This is a genomic window from Staphylococcus sp. FW104-15G4D (assembly GCF_058790135.1).
Genome location: NZ_JBYTCH010000001.1, coordinates 456,178 through 473,666 on the forward strand (window position 1 = coordinate 456,178; position 17,489 = coordinate 473,666).

At 28.5% G+C, this 17,489-nt stretch carries 18 protein-coding genes and 1 pseudogene; 15 read left to right on the plus strand and 4 right to left on the minus strand.

What is annotated here, in order from left to right:
- Positions 1–45 precede the first annotated feature (45 nt).
- From AC3WQX_RS02385 to AC3WQX_RS02425, 9 genes and pseudogenes are all read left to right on the plus strand, one after another.
- Positions 46–197, plus strand: a pseudogene (locus AC3WQX_RS02385) (hypothetical protein).
- A gap of 70 nt (positions 198–267) precedes the next feature.
- The gene (locus tag AC3WQX_RS02390; protein WP_049307399.1) at positions 268–378 is read left to right on the plus strand and encodes a hypothetical protein; all 111 of its coding nucleotides are present in this window, start codon (positions 268–270) and stop codon (positions 376–378) included.
- 1 nt (position 379) lies between these two features.
- Positions 380–565 carry a hypothetical protein gene (locus tag AC3WQX_RS02395; RefSeq protein WP_023350504.1) on the plus strand — a complete coding sequence of 62 codons (186 nt, stop codon included), beginning with the start codon at positions 380–382 and terminating at the stop codon, positions 563–565.
- 949 nt (positions 566–1,514) lie between these two features.
- On the plus strand, positions 1,515–1,712 hold the full coding sequence (locus AC3WQX_RS02400; protein WP_023350503.1) for a hypothetical protein: 198 nt from the start codon (positions 1,515–1,517) through the stop codon (positions 1,710–1,712).
- Positions 1,713–2,497: 785 nt separating this feature from the next.
- The gene (locus tag AC3WQX_RS02405; RefSeq protein WP_023350501.1) at positions 2,498–2,944 is read left to right on the plus strand and encodes a hypothetical protein; all 447 of its coding nucleotides are present in this window, start codon (positions 2,498–2,500) and stop codon (positions 2,942–2,944) included.
- 461 nt (positions 2,945–3,405) lie between these two features.
- Positions 3,406–3,594 (plus strand): hypothetical protein, encoded by a 189-nt coding sequence (locus tag AC3WQX_RS02410; protein WP_023350500.1) that lies wholly within the window; start codon positions 3,406–3,408, stop codon positions 3,592–3,594.
- 32 nt (positions 3,595–3,626) lie between these two features.
- Complete coding sequence (locus AC3WQX_RS02415) at positions 3,627–3,815, plus strand: hypothetical protein (protein WP_023350499.1); 189 nt, start codon at positions 3,627–3,629, stop codon at positions 3,813–3,815.
- A gap of 218 nt (positions 3,816–4,033) precedes the next feature.
- A complete protein-coding gene (locus tag AC3WQX_RS02420; RefSeq protein WP_226859622.1) occupies positions 4,034–4,573 on the plus strand; it encodes a hypothetical protein in 540 nt (179 codons plus the stop codon).
- A gap of 30 nt (positions 4,574–4,603) precedes the next feature.
- The gene (locus tag AC3WQX_RS02425; RefSeq protein WP_023350497.1) at positions 4,604–4,870 is read left to right on the plus strand and encodes a hypothetical protein; all 267 of its coding nucleotides are present in this window, start codon (positions 4,604–4,606) and stop codon (positions 4,868–4,870) included.
- 733 nt (positions 4,871–5,603) lie between these two features.
- On the opposite strand, the gene AC3WQX_RS02430 is transcribed toward AC3WQX_RS02425, so the two are convergent.
- On the minus strand, positions 5,604–6,188 hold the full coding sequence (locus AC3WQX_RS02430; RefSeq protein WP_023350496.1) for a hypothetical protein: 585 nt from the start codon (positions 6,186–6,188) through the stop codon (positions 5,604–5,606).
- Between the two features lie 537 nt (positions 6,189–6,725).
- Here AC3WQX_RS02430 and AC3WQX_RS02435 point away from each other — a divergent pair.
- From AC3WQX_RS02435 to AC3WQX_RS02445, 3 genes are all read left to right on the plus strand, one after another.
- Positions 6,726–6,860 (plus strand): gallidermin family lantibiotic, encoded by a 135-nt coding sequence (locus AC3WQX_RS02435; protein WP_002469996.1) that lies wholly within the window; start codon positions 6,726–6,728, stop codon positions 6,858–6,860.
- A gap of 96 nt (positions 6,861–6,956) precedes the next feature.
- The gene (locus AC3WQX_RS02440) at positions 6,957–9,938 is read left to right on the plus strand and encodes a lantibiotic dehydratase (protein WP_023350494.1); all 2,982 of its coding nucleotides are present in this window, start codon (positions 6,957–6,959) and stop codon (positions 9,936–9,938) included.
- Positions 9,931–11,175: a lanthionine synthetase C family protein gene (locus AC3WQX_RS02445; protein WP_065423663.1), complete on the plus strand. Its 1,245-nt coding sequence runs from the start codon at positions 9,931–9,933 to the stop codon at positions 11,173–11,175. The genes AC3WQX_RS02440 and AC3WQX_RS02445 overlap by 8 nt, the downstream gene beginning before the upstream one ends.
- A 136-nt stretch (positions 11,176–11,311) precedes the next feature.
- Here the strand turns inward: AC3WQX_RS02445 and AC3WQX_RS02450 are convergent, their stop codons facing one another.
- Positions 11,312–11,926, minus strand: a complete 615-nt coding sequence (locus tag AC3WQX_RS02450; RefSeq protein ID WP_002435460.1) for a winged helix-turn-helix domain-containing protein — start codon at positions 11,924–11,926, stop codon at positions 11,312–11,314.
- A gap of 471 nt (positions 11,927–12,397) precedes the next feature.
- A complete protein-coding gene (locus AC3WQX_RS02455) occupies positions 12,398–12,526 on the minus strand; it encodes an SAR1012 family small protein (RefSeq protein WP_002435341.1) in 129 nt (42 codons plus the stop codon).
- A gap of 196 nt (positions 12,527–12,722) precedes the next feature.
- Between AC3WQX_RS02455 and AC3WQX_RS02460 the strand changes: the two genes are divergently transcribed.
- Positions 12,723–13,274 carry a GNAT family N-acetyltransferase gene (locus AC3WQX_RS02460; protein ID WP_023350492.1) on the plus strand — a complete coding sequence of 184 codons (552 nt, stop codon included), beginning with the start codon at positions 12,723–12,725 and terminating at the stop codon, positions 13,272–13,274.
- A gap of 55 nt (positions 13,275–13,329) precedes the next feature.
- On the opposite strand, the gene AC3WQX_RS02465 is transcribed toward AC3WQX_RS02460, so the two are convergent.
- Positions 13,330–14,268: a 1,4-dihydroxy-2-naphthoate polyprenyltransferase gene (locus tag AC3WQX_RS02465; protein ID WP_023350491.1), complete on the minus strand. Its 939-nt coding sequence runs from the start codon at positions 14,266–14,268 to the stop codon at positions 13,330–13,332.
- A gap of 178 nt (positions 14,269–14,446) precedes the next feature.
- Here AC3WQX_RS02465 and AC3WQX_RS02470 point away from each other — a divergent pair, with 178 nt between their 5' ends.
- Positions 14,447–15,808, plus strand: coding sequence for an isochorismate synthase (locus AC3WQX_RS02470; RefSeq protein ID WP_037560647.1), 1,362 nt, complete (start codon positions 14,447–14,449; stop codon positions 15,806–15,808).
- On the plus strand, positions 15,795–17,468 hold the full coding sequence (menD, locus tag AC3WQX_RS02475) for a 2-succinyl-5-enolpyruvyl-6-hydroxy-3-cyclohexene-1-carboxylic-acid synthase (RefSeq protein WP_023350489.1): 1,674 nt from the start codon (positions 15,795–15,797) through the stop codon (positions 17,466–17,468). Before AC3WQX_RS02470 ends, menD begins: the two co-directional genes overlap by 14 nt.
- Positions 17,469–17,489 lie beyond the last annotated feature (21 nt).

Consider the following 17,489-nt stretch of genomic DNA (forward strand, 5'->3'; position numbering starts at 1 on the left):
TGTGTAGTATGGTTATATTTGTAAGTTGTTGATTACTTACAAGTTATGTGTAAGGAGGTGAAAGCCTCGTGATAGACATAATAAAAACACTCCTAGAAAATCCAGTATTGGCAGTACTGGTTGTTCCAGAAGTGTTAAAACAACTTAGAAAATGGCATCTCGGTTATCTAGACCGAAAGCCAAACAACAAAGAATAAAATTATGTTCGGAGCCTAAAGGCTCCTCCTTACGCTTATATATTATAATATTATTTGGAGGTTTTCAATAATGACGTGGCAAATGTGTACATCTTTGCTGATATTAAGCCTACCATTATTACTCTTTATAGGAAGAAAGGCACACTTTTATTATTTAGATAAAAAGAATGGACGTAGATAATATGAGTGAATATAAAACAAAGATAATCGAATTGATCGAAAGTAATATAACGGGATATCAAATCCATAAAAAAACTGGTGTATCACAATATGTTATTTCGCAATTAAGACAGGGTAAGCGCGAGGTTGACAATTTGACATTAAACACTACCGAAAAGTTATATAAATATTCTAAAAAAACGTTATAATAAAATTGATTAATAACAATATTCGTATCGCTGAATTAGATAGTGAAGAGAACACATTTAAACACTACAAATAGCAAAATCATAAATTGTTATGGTTGAATAGATAATAAAATTTGGTATAATGATTACTAGGTTGTTATAACCTTTTTCAGTGTGATTGTTGAATTTTATATAATTTAACTTGCGCTACGGTTTACTTTAAAACCGTAGCGTTTTTTTATTTGAAAAACTAAAGTATTGTGTTATTATGTTAATCACGAACTTCATGATTCATACCTATTACTCCCTAAAAATTTTATATTTATTTGTCAAGTTTAATTCCCCTATAGTAAAAATATTGATCCCAATAAAGTATATTTTTATATTAAGCTTGATTCAATAAATAAGACTGCCTTACAAGGTGGTCTTATTTTTATTAGAAAATCACTTTAATAATATTAGCTACAAAATGAAATAAAATGCGTAATAATTATGGTATAATATACCTAGTATTAAAGTAATCGTTATGATTAGTGACATTTATTTTCTAATAAATTATATTTCCTAACCACGTCAATAAAAGGCGTGGTTATTTTTTATGTAAAAAAAGCGAAATTAATTTAAGAAAAATCAAAAAAGTGTTGATTTTATAGCTCAAACGAGCTATAATATATTTAGGAGGTGAGGGGATGAGACGAAAACGGAGAATAAAAAAAGAGCGTCACGACAAAAGAATGATGATAATAGCTTTAGCAGGACTTATTATTCAAATCATTTCAATCATCGTAACGCTACTAAAATAGGGAAGGGCGAAAGCCCTTTACCTCATTATATTATGGAGGTGTTAATTATGACAAGTAAAACTATTAGAAACATAACATTGATCTTAATGATAGCGACGATCATATTAGCATTAATCAATATAGCAATTTTAATTTTAAAATAATAAAAACCGTCTCATCCTAAATAAATGAACGCATACAATGAATTATATAAAGCTATTGAAAAATTAATTAAAAACACCGATATTTCAAGTTATCAAATAAACAAAGATACTGGCGTTAGCTATGGAAATATAAATGCTATGCGTCGAGGAGAAAGAAGTATTGAAAACCTCACTTTAAAAAATGCTAAAAAGCTTTATGATTATCAAACTCAAATAAAATAATAGACTAAGTAATAAATCTAAATAACGTTAATAAAAAGTTTAGTTTTATTTATAAAAAAGGAACGTTCCTGCGACGTTCCCGACAAGCTGTAATGACTACGGTTATAGTGTTTATAAACACCCTCCGTTTCCGTACAGACGCTTATAATGGTATAAATCCATTATAAGCGTTATTTTTTTGCCTTCTTATAAATCCTTTTGTATCAACGCTTTGAATGTGTTTTTTTTAAATTTTACTTCTTAATAGTTTTTATCCGTTTAAAAATTTTTAGTCAAATTGTGACTATGAGTATGATAATTAAGCTTTATTTTAGTCACAACATTTTCTGATTTAGTCACCAGAAAATCTCATTTAAATATTTAACTACTTCTTTATCTTCTTCGTTCTCAAATTCTTTAATTAAATTTGAATATATCTTGAGTGTTGTATGTATATTAGCATGACCAAATCTTTTTGAAATATATTGGATTGAAACGCCTTTAGTTAATAGGTAACCACAATGTGTAATCTCATTAAAGATAAATTATTAATAAGGCTTTAGTGAGGGATGAGTAATATGCTAAATAGTATTGATGAGTTAGTAGAGTGGACAATCTATATATGCACTAAGCGAAAATATCTTGAAACTAGATTAGATAAAATAAAAACATTAAGAATCTATAAGGGTTATTCCTATAAGCAAATGGGGATTACATTCAAGTATAAAAAAGCAGATGAAAGTATTCATCATCAAATGAGTATATTTGATATAATATAATAAATTTATTTAATTGGAGTGATTTTCATGAGGTATTTTAAATCAATAAAAAGAGTTTTAATTCCGATCAGTATTTGTACTTTGGTTATATTATTAATTGGATGTGGAAAAAGTAGCGATGGTCTTGCTGGCAGAGAGTTTAAAGGTGTAGTAGATGGAAAAACAGATGCGATATTTACTTTTAAAGATGATGGTACATTCAAAGTGGTTTCAGCACAAGGAAAACCAAATGCTGGGGAAGAATTTACAGGAAAATATGAAGTAAAAGAAGAAAATAGCAAAAAATATTTAATACTATCTTATTTTTCTAAATATATTTTTGGGTCAGATATAAAAAATAAAGAATATGTTGTAGTAGATGGAAAAAATAGTTATGTATACGAATTAGAAAAAGATGGAGATAATTATAAGTTGGAAGCTCCTAAAGAGGAAAAACTAAAAAATGATGTAAGACTTATTAGCGACGATAATTAATAGTATCTAAAATTTATAAAATAAAAGAATTTTTAACTTGACAAGCAACTTATTTATCGGCTACATTATCATTAATCAAATAAGTATTTTTATTTGTTTACAGAGTAAATAACTGTAGACAAATAAAAAAGGGGAATAAAGAAGATATATTGGCGTATATCATCTTTACATCATCTAACCACTAGGATAGTAGTGACTAGACTTATCCCCATAACAACAGAGTTTTGCTCAATCTTATATTGGCGTATAAGTTGAACAATAAGCACTTATATAAATATATTATATAGTTAAACGGCTTGCAATAGCTGTCATGAAATATATTATAAATAATTTTTCTATATTATATTTAAGGTTATGGATATAAATTTTACATTTATGGATAGGATTTAGCAATCACATGAAGTGGTTGTTAAGTCCTTTTTTTGTTCCTCTTTTTTATTTGTTTAACTGGGAGGTTGATTATGAGTAATACTGAAAGTGAAAATTTGTCCAAGGTTAGACAATTAATCTTGAATCAAAATAATCTAACCACTGAAGAAAAAGAAACATTATTAAACGAATTAGAAAACATGTATGAACTAAAAAAGAAAATGTCAAATTATGAGTTGATGCAGAGTAATGTAAATTTGTTAAAAATTTCCAAGGATTAATTTCAAATCGCTCAGGTAAAGAAATTAATATTGTGTCTGAACAACCCCAAAGTGAAGATTGTAAAGATTGGAACGATGTATTAGTGGAGAACCATTTTAATAATAAAGGAAGTCAACAAACTAAAGACTATTCAAATGTAATTGTTTCTGAGAAAAATGAATATACAGAATCATCTAAGCCTAAAAAGAATAAAAAAGATTTACAAACAATGAAATTATAACTTGATTTATAATATAAAAATGTTATAATATAATTAATCAGCGACTACGCGCGGATTTAAAACAATGAATACGTATATCATCAGTAGCCTTTACGATGGGTGAGCGGAGGCATCATAATTATAATACTCTATCCCCAACAGCTAGATATTAAATCTAGCTGTTTTTTTATTTTATTGAGGTAATACAAAATGAAAATATGCATCATAGAAACGATTTTTTGATAGAAAATTTATTAAATGGGAAAGCAAAACAGATTTTATACAACTATAAAAAAGGCTCTGGAAACAAACCATATTACTATAATCTAAAATATAATGATAATAATATTTTAATACCGTTTAGATCTAATTCAGAAAGGATTTCAACTAAATATAAACTAGAAACAAACCATATACAAACAGACCGTAAAAAACCTGCTATTGATTGTAGTAAAGTTTTAATATTAAAGGATAGCGAAATTGTAAATTTTACTAAATCTATATTTATCGAAGAAAAGCTATTTAAATTTGTAAAACGAAATAAAAAGGCTATCACTAAAAAATTTAATAATCATTTACGTGATTATATAGATCAAAAATCTAAACTTATAGATAATAAGACAGTACAATTTTCCACATTGCAATATTTTCATAAAGAATTAAATCTTGATGAAAAAATTATGAGTAAAAGAAAATCTGTTTTAATAAATGAACTAGAAAAAAATGGGGAGAGTAAGTTTTTTAAAAAACTAGTTAATACTGTCGAAAAAACTGAGTAAGTCACAAAACTATATAACTATAAATCTCTTTTGGAAATAGATGGTCGTTTAGACCCTAAAAGTAATTTTGATAATCCTAAACTGATATTAAATACTAAAGATAGTAAGAAGAAAATTGAAATAACTTTTGATGTATTCAATAAACTAATTGAAAATAATCCATATACTATTTTAGATAATTTAGAAGATGAAAAGAAAATCTTTGATATTAAACTCAGTGATAAAGAAGAATTAAATGATACAGTTAATGTTAAACCTATTAAACGAAAAAGTAGTGATTTATCTATAGATATATAAATAAAAGAAATTCTTTTTTCAGGGTAATATGAAATTTAAAATAGAACAGGTCTAAATAATCAAAACTATAAAGCACTAAAAGTAAGGTAACATTATTAAATTGCCCCATTATTAGTTTGGGGAACCGTAGAATACATTTATTTTACGAGTTGATCGCATACTAGCAATCATGGATTGCCTATTACAAGCCAGTTTAATCACGCAAGGGCATAAAATCTTTTTCTTAGTGGCGTAAAAGCCAGACGAAAAAATTTTTATGCAATTAACCTTGCATGAATTAAACGATAGGCTTGTTTTTTATGCTTATCAACAATGAAAAATAAATCATAAATTTCAAAAAATAAGGAGTGTTTGATATGTGTGAAGATAAAAATGTATTATATGTAATTTATGCAGATTGCCTAAATATTTTAAGATTAAGTCCTAACTGTTGATTATTAGTTCATAAATGTCTATATCAACTATTTAACCACGCCAATTAAAGGAGTGTTTTTTTGTCCTTGTATCAATTCATGTCAAAATAGTTATTTTTTTAATACTTAGTTACAAAACAAAACGCTAAAAACAGCATAATTGAGCCGTTTTAGCGTTTATTAAAAATCAACTTTTATTTTCCCTTTCCAAAATAGAATATTGCTTGCTACATCACGTGATTTTAAACATTGATATAACGAGTTTTATTATAATTTGCAAAAATAAAAGGGTAGCCATGCTTGTACTGAGCCCCCAAAAATTAATCGCCGTATTTTTGTTCATAATAGTTAATAGCGTCAAGTTTTTGTTGTGCGTCATTACCATCATAGGTACCTTGTAAAATTGCATTTCTTGTTTGTATTTCACCTGAAGATAAGCCACCTGCATTTTTACGCCATTCTTGGTTGGGTAAATTCATGTAAGGATTGTTAGGGTCGTAGTCGGCACCTTGTGAAGATTGCTGCATGCGATGTTTTTCTTCAGATGTTAAATCACTATCAGTTGATACAGGATTGTTTGCTAAGTATTCTTTATTGTTTTGTTGTTGATAATTAGCTTGTGATTCAGTATTTTGATATTGATTATCTGTATGTTGAATTTGTGACTGTTCATTACTATTTTGTTTATTTTCTTTATCTTTGATTAAAGATGTATCTTTATTATCTTTATTTTGGTCTTCAGACTTTTTATCTTTTGATTTATTTTTATTTGAATCTTTAGATTTTTTACTTGAGTTAGTTTCTGATATTTTATCAGAATTTTCTTTACTTGATGAATCATTATTATTGCTACAAGCACCTAATATTAATAAACTACTAAACAATAAAACTAAAAACTTTTTCATTTCTAAACTCCCTTAAATTTACATTTTATATATTCAACCACATGTAGTGGCTCTAAAGTAATTTAGTCATCACCCCAATGTGTGTAAACACCATACTTTTATTAATTATACACTAAATTTTGTTATATATAATCTTCAAGTATGTAAAACTTTAAAACAAAAGCTTTTTTAATGCCATTAGCTACATATTTATTAAATCCATATTGTATATTTAATAACTTACGTATAGCTTTCTTATTTTTAATATACATACTTCTAAACATTTATAAATATTAATATTAATTTATAGAATATAATGCTCAAAATAGCATGGTTAAGTTAATTTAGTGTTTGGTGAAACAATATTCATATTTTCATTCTATTTGAATAACGAAAATGAGTGGATTTTCTAATTTTTAGAAGATTATATAAAATTTACATTATATTATTACACATATGTAATAATAATGATAAAATATAGAAATATTTTTAAACTCGTATTAATATGTAACTGAAAAGAATTTAAATATTCTTTTAAAAAATTAAGGAGTGATTCGAATGAAAGTTGTTAAAGAAAAGAAAGAACTTTTTGATCTTGACGTTAAAGTAAATGCGAGAGACATGAATAATTCAGAATCAGGTCCACCTAATACAAGTTTAATATGGTGTACGGATGGATGCGCTAAACGGTAAAAACTTGTAATTCTCTAGTAAAAAGTGTTGATTTAAGTGCAATGTTTGAGCAGAGTTCCTTATAAAGGGCTCTGCTTTATTTTTAGAGGTGAATAAATGAAAAGTATTTTTAATACGTCTAGCTATTACATTATTAGAGCTCCTTTACTTCCTGTTTCCATTTATAATACTTATTTAAAAAATGATGAAATAGATTATTCCTCTTTTTTCCAAAACAAAATTATTGAAGAAACCATTTTGACTACGACATATCACTTATATCAAAGCTTAACTAATATCTCATTTGATAGTGAGAAGAAGAAAGCGCGTAATGCTAAAGAGAGCTTTTTAAAATATCTTATTAGAATGAGTACGAGGGGCACGCCATATGGATTGTTAAGTGGTGTATCATTGGGACAACTTGCTGAAAAAACAAATATACAAATACAAGAAGATGTTAATTACTATTATAAAAGCGTAAAAATAGATGGGTCTTGGTTAAGCAAATTAATTCATTTTTTAGAAAGTAATTATGATTATTATCAAGATAGTTACGTTATTTGGAATGAAAGAAATTACATTACCGACCAGCGTATATATTTGGATAATCAAACATGTCTCATTCAGGAAAATAATAAAGAACTAGTCTCAATCAAAAATAATGATTTGCTTAAATTCATTAAACAAAGCTTGCAAGAGGATTTAACATTTAAAGATCTAATAAAATTAATTTCAGAAAAATTTTTAATTAATGACGAGCAGGAAATAAAAAGTTTTATACAAAATCTATTAGACAAAGAAATAATATTTACTAGCTTAAGAACTGCTTTAAAAAAAGAAAACCCGTTAGATTATTTATTATGCTTTTATAGAGACTTTGATAATGATTTTATTAGATCACTTCAACTTATACATTTTGAAATGATGAAGTACCAAATTATGGAAATTGGGAAAGGTAAGAAAACCTTTTTAAGAATTCGAGAGTTGATGAGTCATTTATTTAAAGCTAAAGAGTATATTCAAATTGATACTAAAATTCAAACTAAAAATAATTATTTAAGTAAGAAAATTGCTAGAAATATTAGTGAAGCTGCATATCTACTATGGTTACTTTCTCCAGATGATTTGGGTATTAGCACTAATCATGATTTTCATTATAGTTTTTTAGAAAAATATGGTTTAGAACAAATTGTAAATTTAAAGGAATTACTTTCTGATATCAATGGTATGGGTTATTGCACTAAAGAAGATAAATCTATAAAAAATAATAGTCCTTTTTTGAAAGAAAAATATTATTACGCACTTTCTCATAATGAAGAGATAGAAATCACTGAAAATGAATTCTTAGACTTAGAAAAGAAAGACACTATTCCTATCGAGAGAGCGCCTTTATCTTCAGAAATATATAGTGAGTTTTATTATGGTAATAATATAAAAGGATATGATGAATTTTTGGTAATTAGTCCTATTGTATCTTCTTTCAATGCTGGCGCGACGATGGGGCGCTTTTCTCAGGAAATTGATAGGGACATACGTAAGCAATTAGATAACGAAATATATGAACAATATATTGAATATAGTAATGAAAATAACACTGAAGTTATTCATATAAATGAAATTCCTAAATATGCCAGAAATTTAAATATTAATCATTCTGGTACTACAAAATTTAAAGAACTTGACCTAGATATGCCATGTAGTTCAATTACATTAGACGATTTATATGTTGGAAGTACTTTTGATAAATTATATTTATTTTCTAAAACTTTAAATTCAAGAATCTTATTTATTACTCATTCTATGTTGAATTATGTTTTATGTTCTAATTTATATAGGTTTCTCAGAGAGGTGTCCTTAGGTAATACAAAATTTATCCAACCTATTAAAGACGATGGAATTGAAGGATTTAATTATTGTCCTAGAATTAGATATAAAAATGTAATTTTAAAGCCCGCAACATGGAAATTAAATAAAGATATGTTTTCAAGTAGTGAAAAAGAAAATTGGATTGAACAATTTCATAAGATCCAACAATTTTATAATATCCCTAATGATGTCAATATGGCTTTTGGCGATAATAGGTTAACGATTAATTTGTCTAATGATGCGCATATATCTATATTAAAAAAAGAAATTGAAAAGCAAGGTAGAGTTTGTCTTTTAGAGGATTTTATATCTAAGTCTAACAATGATAGAGTGATAGAAATTGTGACGCCAATATATAGAAAAGCTAAATCTAATGAAAAAAGTTTAATGATTCCTAAAAATATATATAAGCGATTGGAAACTAAAAGGGAATGGCTTTCAATACATTTGTATATTGATGAAAGCTATCAAAATGAATTTTTAATTCAATATATATTACCGTGTTTAAGAGAACTTTTTGATAATAATCACTTAGAAAGTTTCTTTTTCATTAAATATAGAGAAAATGATCATTTCATTAAGCTTCGTTTATTAAGTAAATCAAATGATTCAATACATTTATATCATGAGATGATGCAACTTAAACAAAAGTGGCTTAAAGAATCTGAATTATCTACTTATGCTATTGTAGATTATCAACCCGAAATCAACAGATATGGTGGTATTGAAACAATTGAGATCATTGAGGATTATTTTATGTATGATAGTTGGTTGGCAATTTATATCATTGATCAAACATTTAATTATCCTAAGGAATTTATTGTAGCAATAACTATTATTTTTTTAATAAATGAATTAAATATAAGCCAAGAAGAAATTGATGAAATTAGACATAACAATGTTGAAAATTTATATCGTAATAATGAGATAAGAGAATATAAAAATGAGATGGTTAAACTTACTAACCCTAGAGATAATTATTGCTATTTACATGCAAAGCTACCCAAACTTCATCAAATTTTATATAACAATTATAAAGAAATTGAAAAATTAAAAGTCGCTTTAAGTAGAGGTTTATCTACTCCTAGAGCACATATTATTGGCAGTTTGATTCATATGAGATGTAATAGAGTATTTGGCGTTAATCGAGATAAAGAGAAATTTGTACTTTCTATTTTTAATGAAATAGAGAAGACAAAGAAATACTGGTGTGGTGATATTATCAATGAATAAAGTCGAGGCAATGATGAAAAAAGAAGTTGAATTTTTATCACACTATGAAAATGCTACAGTACTAATTGAGAATAAGAGTGATTGTTGGAGTTCTTATACATTGTCCCATGGTTATCCTGGAGTGATATTGTTTTTAAATGAATTTCAAAATTTATACCACGTTAACTTTGATGAATTAATACATAAATATGTGTTGAGGATAGGCAAAGAATTAGAAAGAGGAATAGAAGGTTATTCTTTGTATAGTGGTATATCAGGTATAGCATTCTCAATTGATGTGGTATCTGATGGTCATTTACATTATCGAAATATTTTGCAGACACTAGATGATTATTTAATCGAGTTTATCAATAGAAAAATGACGTGTATAAATACAGAAGCTAATCCTAGAGAATATGATGTGGTAAGAGGTTTAGCGGGTATTGGTAGGTATTTGTTAAACAGAGTAGAAGCAAATCCGAAGGTTATTTCTAGTTTGATAGAAATAATGAATCATTTTAGAGATATACATTATTCAAAAAGACACTGGATTGTTTCTAAGGATAATCAATTTTTAAATATAGATAAAGAAAGGTTTTCTTTAGGAAATATAAATTTAGGTTTAGCACATGGCATATTAGGTCCATTCTCATTGTTGGCACTTAGTAAAATTAAAGGAGTGGAAATTGATAATCATTCAAGTTTACTTTCGGATATTACGGAATATTTATTTAAGACTGAATTTCAATATAATCAAAGTTGGCTTGATCGCTATGATTTAGCAGAAAAGTATTATCCTTCATACTCTATCAGAAATGGCTGGTGTTACGGGGATACTGGGATAATGAATACAATTTGGCTATTAGGTTTAGCTTTAAATAATGAAAATCTCATTGAGAAAGCTAAAAATTTAATAATTAAAATTATTAGATTGAATAATGATAATTTATTGAGTCCAACGTTTTGTCATGGTCTATCGTCTCATTTAACTATTCTAAATAATGTAAATAGATACTTTAATATACAAGAAGTTAATAGTTATCTAGAATTAATCCAGGAAAAGATATTGTCACATTATTCTTCTGAAAATCAGTTTATGTTTTATGATATCGAATTAGAAAATAACCAAAAACGTTTTAAAAATAAGGTAGGATTACTAGAAGGACAGATAGGTATTCTTTTATCATTATTAGATTATCAAGCCACTCATAGTAATTATTTAGAAAAAAGTTGGAAAAATATGTTTTTAATTAGCTAATAATTTCGTCTCGTTAAAGCGTTAACCAATAGTAAACATTTAAGATTTTAATCGTAGTATAATATTAAATCCTCAAAGTAATAGAATTTATAATACTTTGAGGATTGTTTCGTGTTTGTACTGACTATGAATTTAATTATCTATCTTTGATAACTAATTTGTAGCCTGTAGATCTTTTATTTATAATTTCCAAATTATCGCAATTTTGAAGATGGTATCTTAATCTGTGAATGTAAACATTTATAGTATTAGAATCTACATATTCTAAGGTATCCCAAACTTGAATTTTTAGATCTTTGCTGGAGACGTATTGGTTCACATTTTGGTATAGATAATTTAGAATTTGCAATTCAATGTGGGAGAGTGCATATTTTTTGTCCTTAAAAATAAATAATTGCTTTTCAAAATCGATGAGCAGCTTAGGTCGAAGGTAATGTAAGTGCTTCTTTATTTCGTTAATAATGAGACACTCTATGAAATAATGGTCTTCGTCATTGAGGATGACATATAAAGCTACACCTTTTTCATAAAAGTAATACTTTCGGTCTTTGTTATTATTTTTAGTGATTACTATGATAGGTATTGAACTTACTTTATTTTCTATCATCTGATTATATTCGTTACTAGTTTCCCAAATGATAAGCAAATCGGGTTTGGACTTCTTTGAATTAATAACAATGCAGTCATTAATGTCTAGTATTTTTTCTTTTTCTATTTCATTTATAGAAGGTAAAATTTGGATATTAAACACTTATAACTACTCACTCCTTTAATATATTGTAAAATATTTAATATGACTCTATAGAACTTACTTTCTCTATCTTTTTCTTTTAGCATATATTTCACCTCGATCATTTAAAGTAATTTTAATCATTCTTGCTATAAAAAGGAGACAAAACATTATATTTAGAAAATTCTGATTATTAATCATAATGACTACTTTTTTAGAATTATTAATTTGATTTTATGGATTATTTTACCTTAGTTTTTTATCTGAATTTCACATTATATATTGTAAGGGTTTTCACTACAATATTCCATAAAATTTTAAATAAAGATTTCGACATTTTTATTACATTACTATAATGAATATCTTTTAATTATTAATAGAAGTTTTTATTTAATAAAAAGTCGAACTAACCGTACGTGATTAGTTCGACATATTTAAAATATAGTGCTTCTCAAACAAATGTAATGTCCCCATTAATAAACTTCTTAGTATTTATTTTTCTTTATTCTCATTGTCATTGCCATTGTTAGATTTTCCTGATTTACCAGATATGAGGTTTCTAATGGCTTTAACAATATAGCCTGTGATTAAAATTCTAAAAACTCTTCTAATGATATCCATAATTATTCTCCCTTTATGATTGATTTATTATACATATTTACCCTTGATTGTAGCTTATTAAAAGTAATTTTAAGAATTTTTAAACATTCAACATTGAATTTACTCATCAACTTGATGCCCAGTTAGTAATAATTTTATTAAATCACAGAGATTATATATAATAACAGTGCAACCTATTTAAAAAGGGGAATGAATGATGATTAGAAGAGCGCGTCCAAGTGATAATAGGCAAATTGCTAAATTATGCTATATCATATGGAAAGATATGGAGTTAGAACTGACTCAAACGTTTACTAAAAAACGTGTGATTGAGGCGATAGAATTAAGCATTGTAAATGTTAAATATCGTACGTATTATGAGCATATTTGGGTATATGAAAAAGAAGGTGTCGTGGCTGGTTGTATTATAGCTTATCCAGGTGAAAAGGAGCTAGATTTAGAGAGACAATGGTTGAATTTACCACTTGAAGAGGATATTCGTGAACTAGGTACACCATTACCTCAACAAGAAGCTTACAATGATGAATTCTATATTGAAGCGGTGGCTACTTTTCCTGAATACAGAGGTCAAGGCATCGCTACGCAATTGTTAAAACATTTAATTGAGACTGATAAAAATGCGAAATGGAGTTTGAATTGTGATTATGAGAATGAGGGCGCTTTAAAACTCTATACTAAATTAGGATTTAAACAAAATGGAGATATTGATTTGTATGGGCATCAGTATCATCATATGACATTAAATTAAAAACTCGACATTGAAATGTAATTTCATTGCCGAGTTCATTTTCAAAAGTATTAAATTAAAGCCCACCTAAAAGTGCGCTAATATATATTCCTAATGCATATAAAAGACCAAATATTGTGTTGGTCTTGCCTGTAGCTGCCATAGCTGGCATCATAGTAGCTGGTGTATCGTTCTTATTAAAACGTCTTACAGCTTTAATTGGCATAGGGAATGATAATAACACTAATAAGTAAAATAGTGATCCTGGTGCTTTGAATAATGCTGTGAAAATAACGAATACATAAGCAACTATATACATGGCTGCCATGAAAATCACAGAGGCACGTTTACCTAATAAAATAGGTAAAGTTTTTCTGCCACTTTCTTTATCTTTAACACGGTCACGGATATTGTTTGCCATATTAATAAGTCCAATTGTAATAACGATTGGAATGCTAATCCAGAAAGCATAACCTTGAACATTTCCTGTTTGAATAAAGAATGATAACACTATAATAATCATTCCCATGAATAAGCCGGAAAATAGTTCGCCAAATGGTGTCCATGAGATTGGAATAGGTCCACCAGTGTAAAGATAACCAATTGCCATACAAACGATGCCGACTGGAATAATCCAGAATGAACTTTGTATAGCTAAAAAGATACCTAATAATGCTGCGATAATATAAAATGCAATCGCTATGTTCATGACAAGTTTTGGACTCATACCATTACGCACGATAGCGCCACCAATACCTACAGAGTTATGATCATCAAGACCTTTTTTGAAATCATAATATTCATTAAACATGTTTGTTGCAGCTTGTATTAATAAACATGCAAGAAGCATGGCTAAGAATAAACTAAATTTCAAATGGTCTTCACTACCTAGTAGATAAAGCTTTGCAGTAGCTGTTCCGACTAAAACTGGGATGACTGCTGCGGTTAAAGTATGAGGTCTCATCAATTGCCAGTATTTCTTAACAGTTGAATATTGTTGATATTGATCTGCCATAATATGCATAACCTCTTATTTATATAGTTTTAACATAAACATTTTAAAGGAATCGTAGATAAAGGTCAATTGACGTGAAAAATTGCATGTTTAGTTTAAGCAAGAATGATAACACATGAATTCAAAAATGATACAATATACTAATGAGTAAAATTCGAAGGAGAAAGAAGTGAAAAGAATGGCTGTGAATGTTAAAGAAGAAGACATTGTCGATAAATTATATGCGAGCACCAAGGACTGGGTGTCTGTTGAAACTGAATTAAATAGAACAATTGATCCAAGTACTTTATTTTATTTAACAGAACAAGATGCTGGCGATCGCTTTTATATGCGCTTAAATGACAATCATTCTTCATATTTTGGATATCATGCAGTTCAAAGGTTTAAAAATAACTTTGAAAATAAGCAGTCTATCTTTAAGGAATGGGAAAATTTAAAAAATGAGATCGAATTAATACATCCTAATACCAGTCAACATCACCTAAGATTATGTGGTGGATTTCAATTTTCAAGTCATAAATCAGATGATGAGTGGCGAGAGTACGGGTTAAATCACTTTGTATTACCTAAAGTATTGATATCTATTGAAGGGGACCGCACATTCATCACTTATACTACTGAACGCCAAGATTTTAATATTGAAACTTTTAAAGAGGTAGTTTCATATTTTGAAAATACAGAAGTTAATGAAACAGAAGATAGTCTTGGAGATGTTACACGTGTGGAAGACATCTACAAAGACGATTGGCGAGAACTTGTTGAAGAAGCGATAGAAACAATTGATGAAACTAAAAAAATTGTACTCGCGCGTAGACGTTTAATAAAATTTAATAAAGATATTAATATTCCTTACGTTCTAAATCAAGCTTTAAAAAATGAAAAGAATAGCTATATGTTCTTATTAGAATCTAATCAATCTATATTCTTTTCACAAACGCCTGAACAACTCATTAAAGTTCAGGATGGTGTACTATCGACAAAGGCTGTCGCGGGAACAATTAAACGTTCTCACAACGAAGTAGAAGACGAAGCGAATATTAAAGCTTTCTTAAAAGATAAGAAAAACTTAGGTGAACATCAATTTGTAGTGGAAAGTATCTTGAATGATATTAAACCTTTCGTACAAGATGTAGAGTACAATGAAACACCTAATATTTTAAAAAACGATCATTTATATCATTTATATACAGAGATCAAAGCCCATTTAAACGAAAAATCATACATTGGTTTAATTGATTGCTTACATCCTACACCAGCTCTAGGTGGTTATCCAAAGGATGAGGCATTAGAATTTATTGAGAATAAAGAATTTGGAACTCGAGGACTTTATGGTTCTCCAGTAGGTTTCATTGACGTTTATGATGATTGCGAATTTATTGTTGCGATTCGTTCGATGTTAATCAAAGGAGACCAAGCTACATTATTCGCAGGTTGCGGTATAGTTAAGAATTCTGATCCTGATAGCGAAGTCGCTGAAACAGCAGTCAAATTTTCACCAATGATGAATGCATTAGGAGTAGATAATTATGACAAATCATAGCGACGCATTGACGCAACAAGTTTTCACGTTCGCATCTGAATTATATGCATATGGCGTACGTGAAGTGGTAATTAGTCCAGGATCACGATCAACGCCGCTAGCCCTTGCATTAGAGGCACATCCGAAAATTAAAACCTGGATACATCCTGATGAACGAAGCGCAGCATTCTTCGCATTAGGACTTATTAAAGGTAGTAAAAAACCAGTTGCAATATTGTGTACGTCAGGTACAGCAGCAGCGAACTATACACCAGCAATCGCTGAAAGCCAAATTAGTAGATTGCCTTTAATCGTATTGACGAGCGATAGACCACATGAATTACGTAGTGTAGGCGCACCTCAAGCGATTAATCAAGTGAATATGTTTAGTAATTATGTCAATTTCCAATTTGATTTACCTATCGCAGATGGTAGTGAGCAATTGCTAGATACGATACATTATCAGATGCAAATTGCGAGCCAATATCTATATGGGCCGCATCGTGGTCCGATTCATTTCAACATGCCATTTAGAGAGCCATTGACACCTGATATGGATCGTGTTGATTTACTCACATCTGAGAATAAAACATTACCGCATTACCAGAAGAGTATTGCTGTTCATGATATTAGCGCAACATTACAGAAGAAAAAAGGCCTTATTATCGTAGGTGACTTGCAACATCAAGAGGTTGATCAAATTCTGACGTATTCTACAATTTATGACTTGCCTATTTTGGCTGATCCACTAAGCCAATTACGTAAAAATAATCATCCTAATGTGATTACCACGTATGATTTACTTTATCGTGCAGGTTTAGATTTAGATGTAGATTTTGTTATTCGAGTGGGCAAACCCGTCATTTCTAAAAAGTTAAATCAATGGCTTAAACGCACATCAGCTTATCAAATATTAGTACAAAATAACGACAAAATTGATGTCTTTCCAACACCACCGGATATTTCTTATGAAATTTCAGCGAATGATTTCTTTAGATCTTTAATAGAGGAAGAGAATGTTCAACGTAAAGATTGGCTAGAATTGTGGCAATCATTAGAAAGACAATCCCGCATTGAAATTAAAGATTACTTGAACCATGCATCTGACGAAGCAGCTTATGTGGGCGAACTTATTCATAAATTATCAAATGAAGATGCGCTTTTCGTTGGAAATAGCATGCCTATTCGAGATGTTGATAATTTAATGTTTGAAACCGAAGCGGAAGTTTATGCTAATCGTGGTGCAAACGGTATAGATGGAGTGGTATCAACTGCGATAGGTATGGCGGTTCATAAGAATGTGACACTTTTAATTGGAGATTTATCTTTTTATCATGATATGAATGGTTTATTAATGGCGAAGTTAAATGATATTCATATTAATATTGTGCTTGTGAATAACGATGGTGGTGGCATCTTTTCTTATTTACCTCAAAAAGATTCAGCTAGTGAATATTTCGAAAGACTATTCGGTACACCAACAGGTTTAGATTTCGAGCACACTGCATTATTATATGATTTTACTTTTGAACGCTTTGAAAACTTAACAGACTTTAAATATATGGAATTATCAGCGATGGGTTCTCATATATATGAAGTTTTAACGAGTCGAGAGAATAATTTGCAACAACATCAAATTTTATATAAGAAGTTGAGTGATATCGTTAATGTTACATTATAATTTTTTTAAATCTCAAAATGA

What these genes read in the sequence shown, in the direction of transcription:
- AC3WQX_RS02390 (WP_049307399.1), top strand. Translation starts at nt 268, where the DNA reads ATGACGTGGCAAATGTGTACATCTTTGCTGATATTAAGCCTACCATTA.
- AC3WQX_RS02395 (WP_023350504.1), top strand. Translation starts at nt 380, where the DNA reads ATGAGTGAATATAAAACAAAGATAATCGAATTGATCGAAAGTAATATA.
- AC3WQX_RS02400 (WP_023350503.1), top strand. Translation starts at nt 1,515, where the DNA reads ATGAACGCATACAATGAATTATATAAAGCTATTGAAAAATTAATTAAA.
- AC3WQX_RS02405 (WP_023350501.1), top strand. Translation starts at nt 2,498, where the DNA reads ATGAGGTATTTTAAATCAATAAAAAGAGTTTTAATTCCGATCAGTATT.
- AC3WQX_RS02410 (WP_023350500.1), top strand. Translation starts at nt 3,406, where the DNA reads ATGAGTAATACTGAAAGTGAAAATTTGTCCAAGGTTAGACAATTAATC.
- AC3WQX_RS02430 (WP_023350496.1), bottom strand. Translation starts at nt 6,188, where the DNA reads ATGAAAAAGTTTTTAGTTTTATTGTTTAGTAGTTTATTAATATTAGGT.
- AC3WQX_RS02435 (WP_002469996.1), top strand. Translation starts at nt 6,726, where the DNA reads ATGAAAGTTGTTAAAGAAAAGAAAGAACTTTTTGATCTTGACGTTAAA.
- AC3WQX_RS02440 (WP_023350494.1), top strand. Translation starts at nt 6,957, where the DNA reads ATGAAAAGTATTTTTAATACGTCTAGCTATTACATTATTAGAGCTCCT.
- AC3WQX_RS02445 (WP_065423663.1), top strand. Translation starts at nt 9,931, where the DNA reads ATGAATAAAGTCGAGGCAATGATGAAAAAAGAAGTTGAATTTTTATCA.
- AC3WQX_RS02455 (WP_002435341.1), bottom strand. Translation starts at nt 12,526, where the DNA reads ATGGATATCATTAGAAGAGTTTTTAGAATTTTAATCACAGGCTATATT.
- AC3WQX_RS02460 (WP_023350492.1), top strand. Translation starts at nt 12,723, where the DNA reads ATGATTAGAAGAGCGCGTCCAAGTGATAATAGGCAAATTGCTAAATTA.
- AC3WQX_RS02465 (WP_023350491.1), bottom strand. Translation starts at nt 14,268, where the DNA reads ATGGCAGATCAATATCAACAATATTCAACTGTTAAGAAATACTGGCAA.
- AC3WQX_RS02470 (WP_037560647.1), top strand. Translation starts at nt 14,447, where the DNA reads ATGGCTGTGAATGTTAAAGAAGAAGACATTGTCGATAAATTATATGCG.
- menD (WP_023350489.1), top strand. Translation starts at nt 15,795, where the DNA reads ATGACAAATCATAGCGACGCATTGACGCAACAAGTTTTCACGTTCGCA.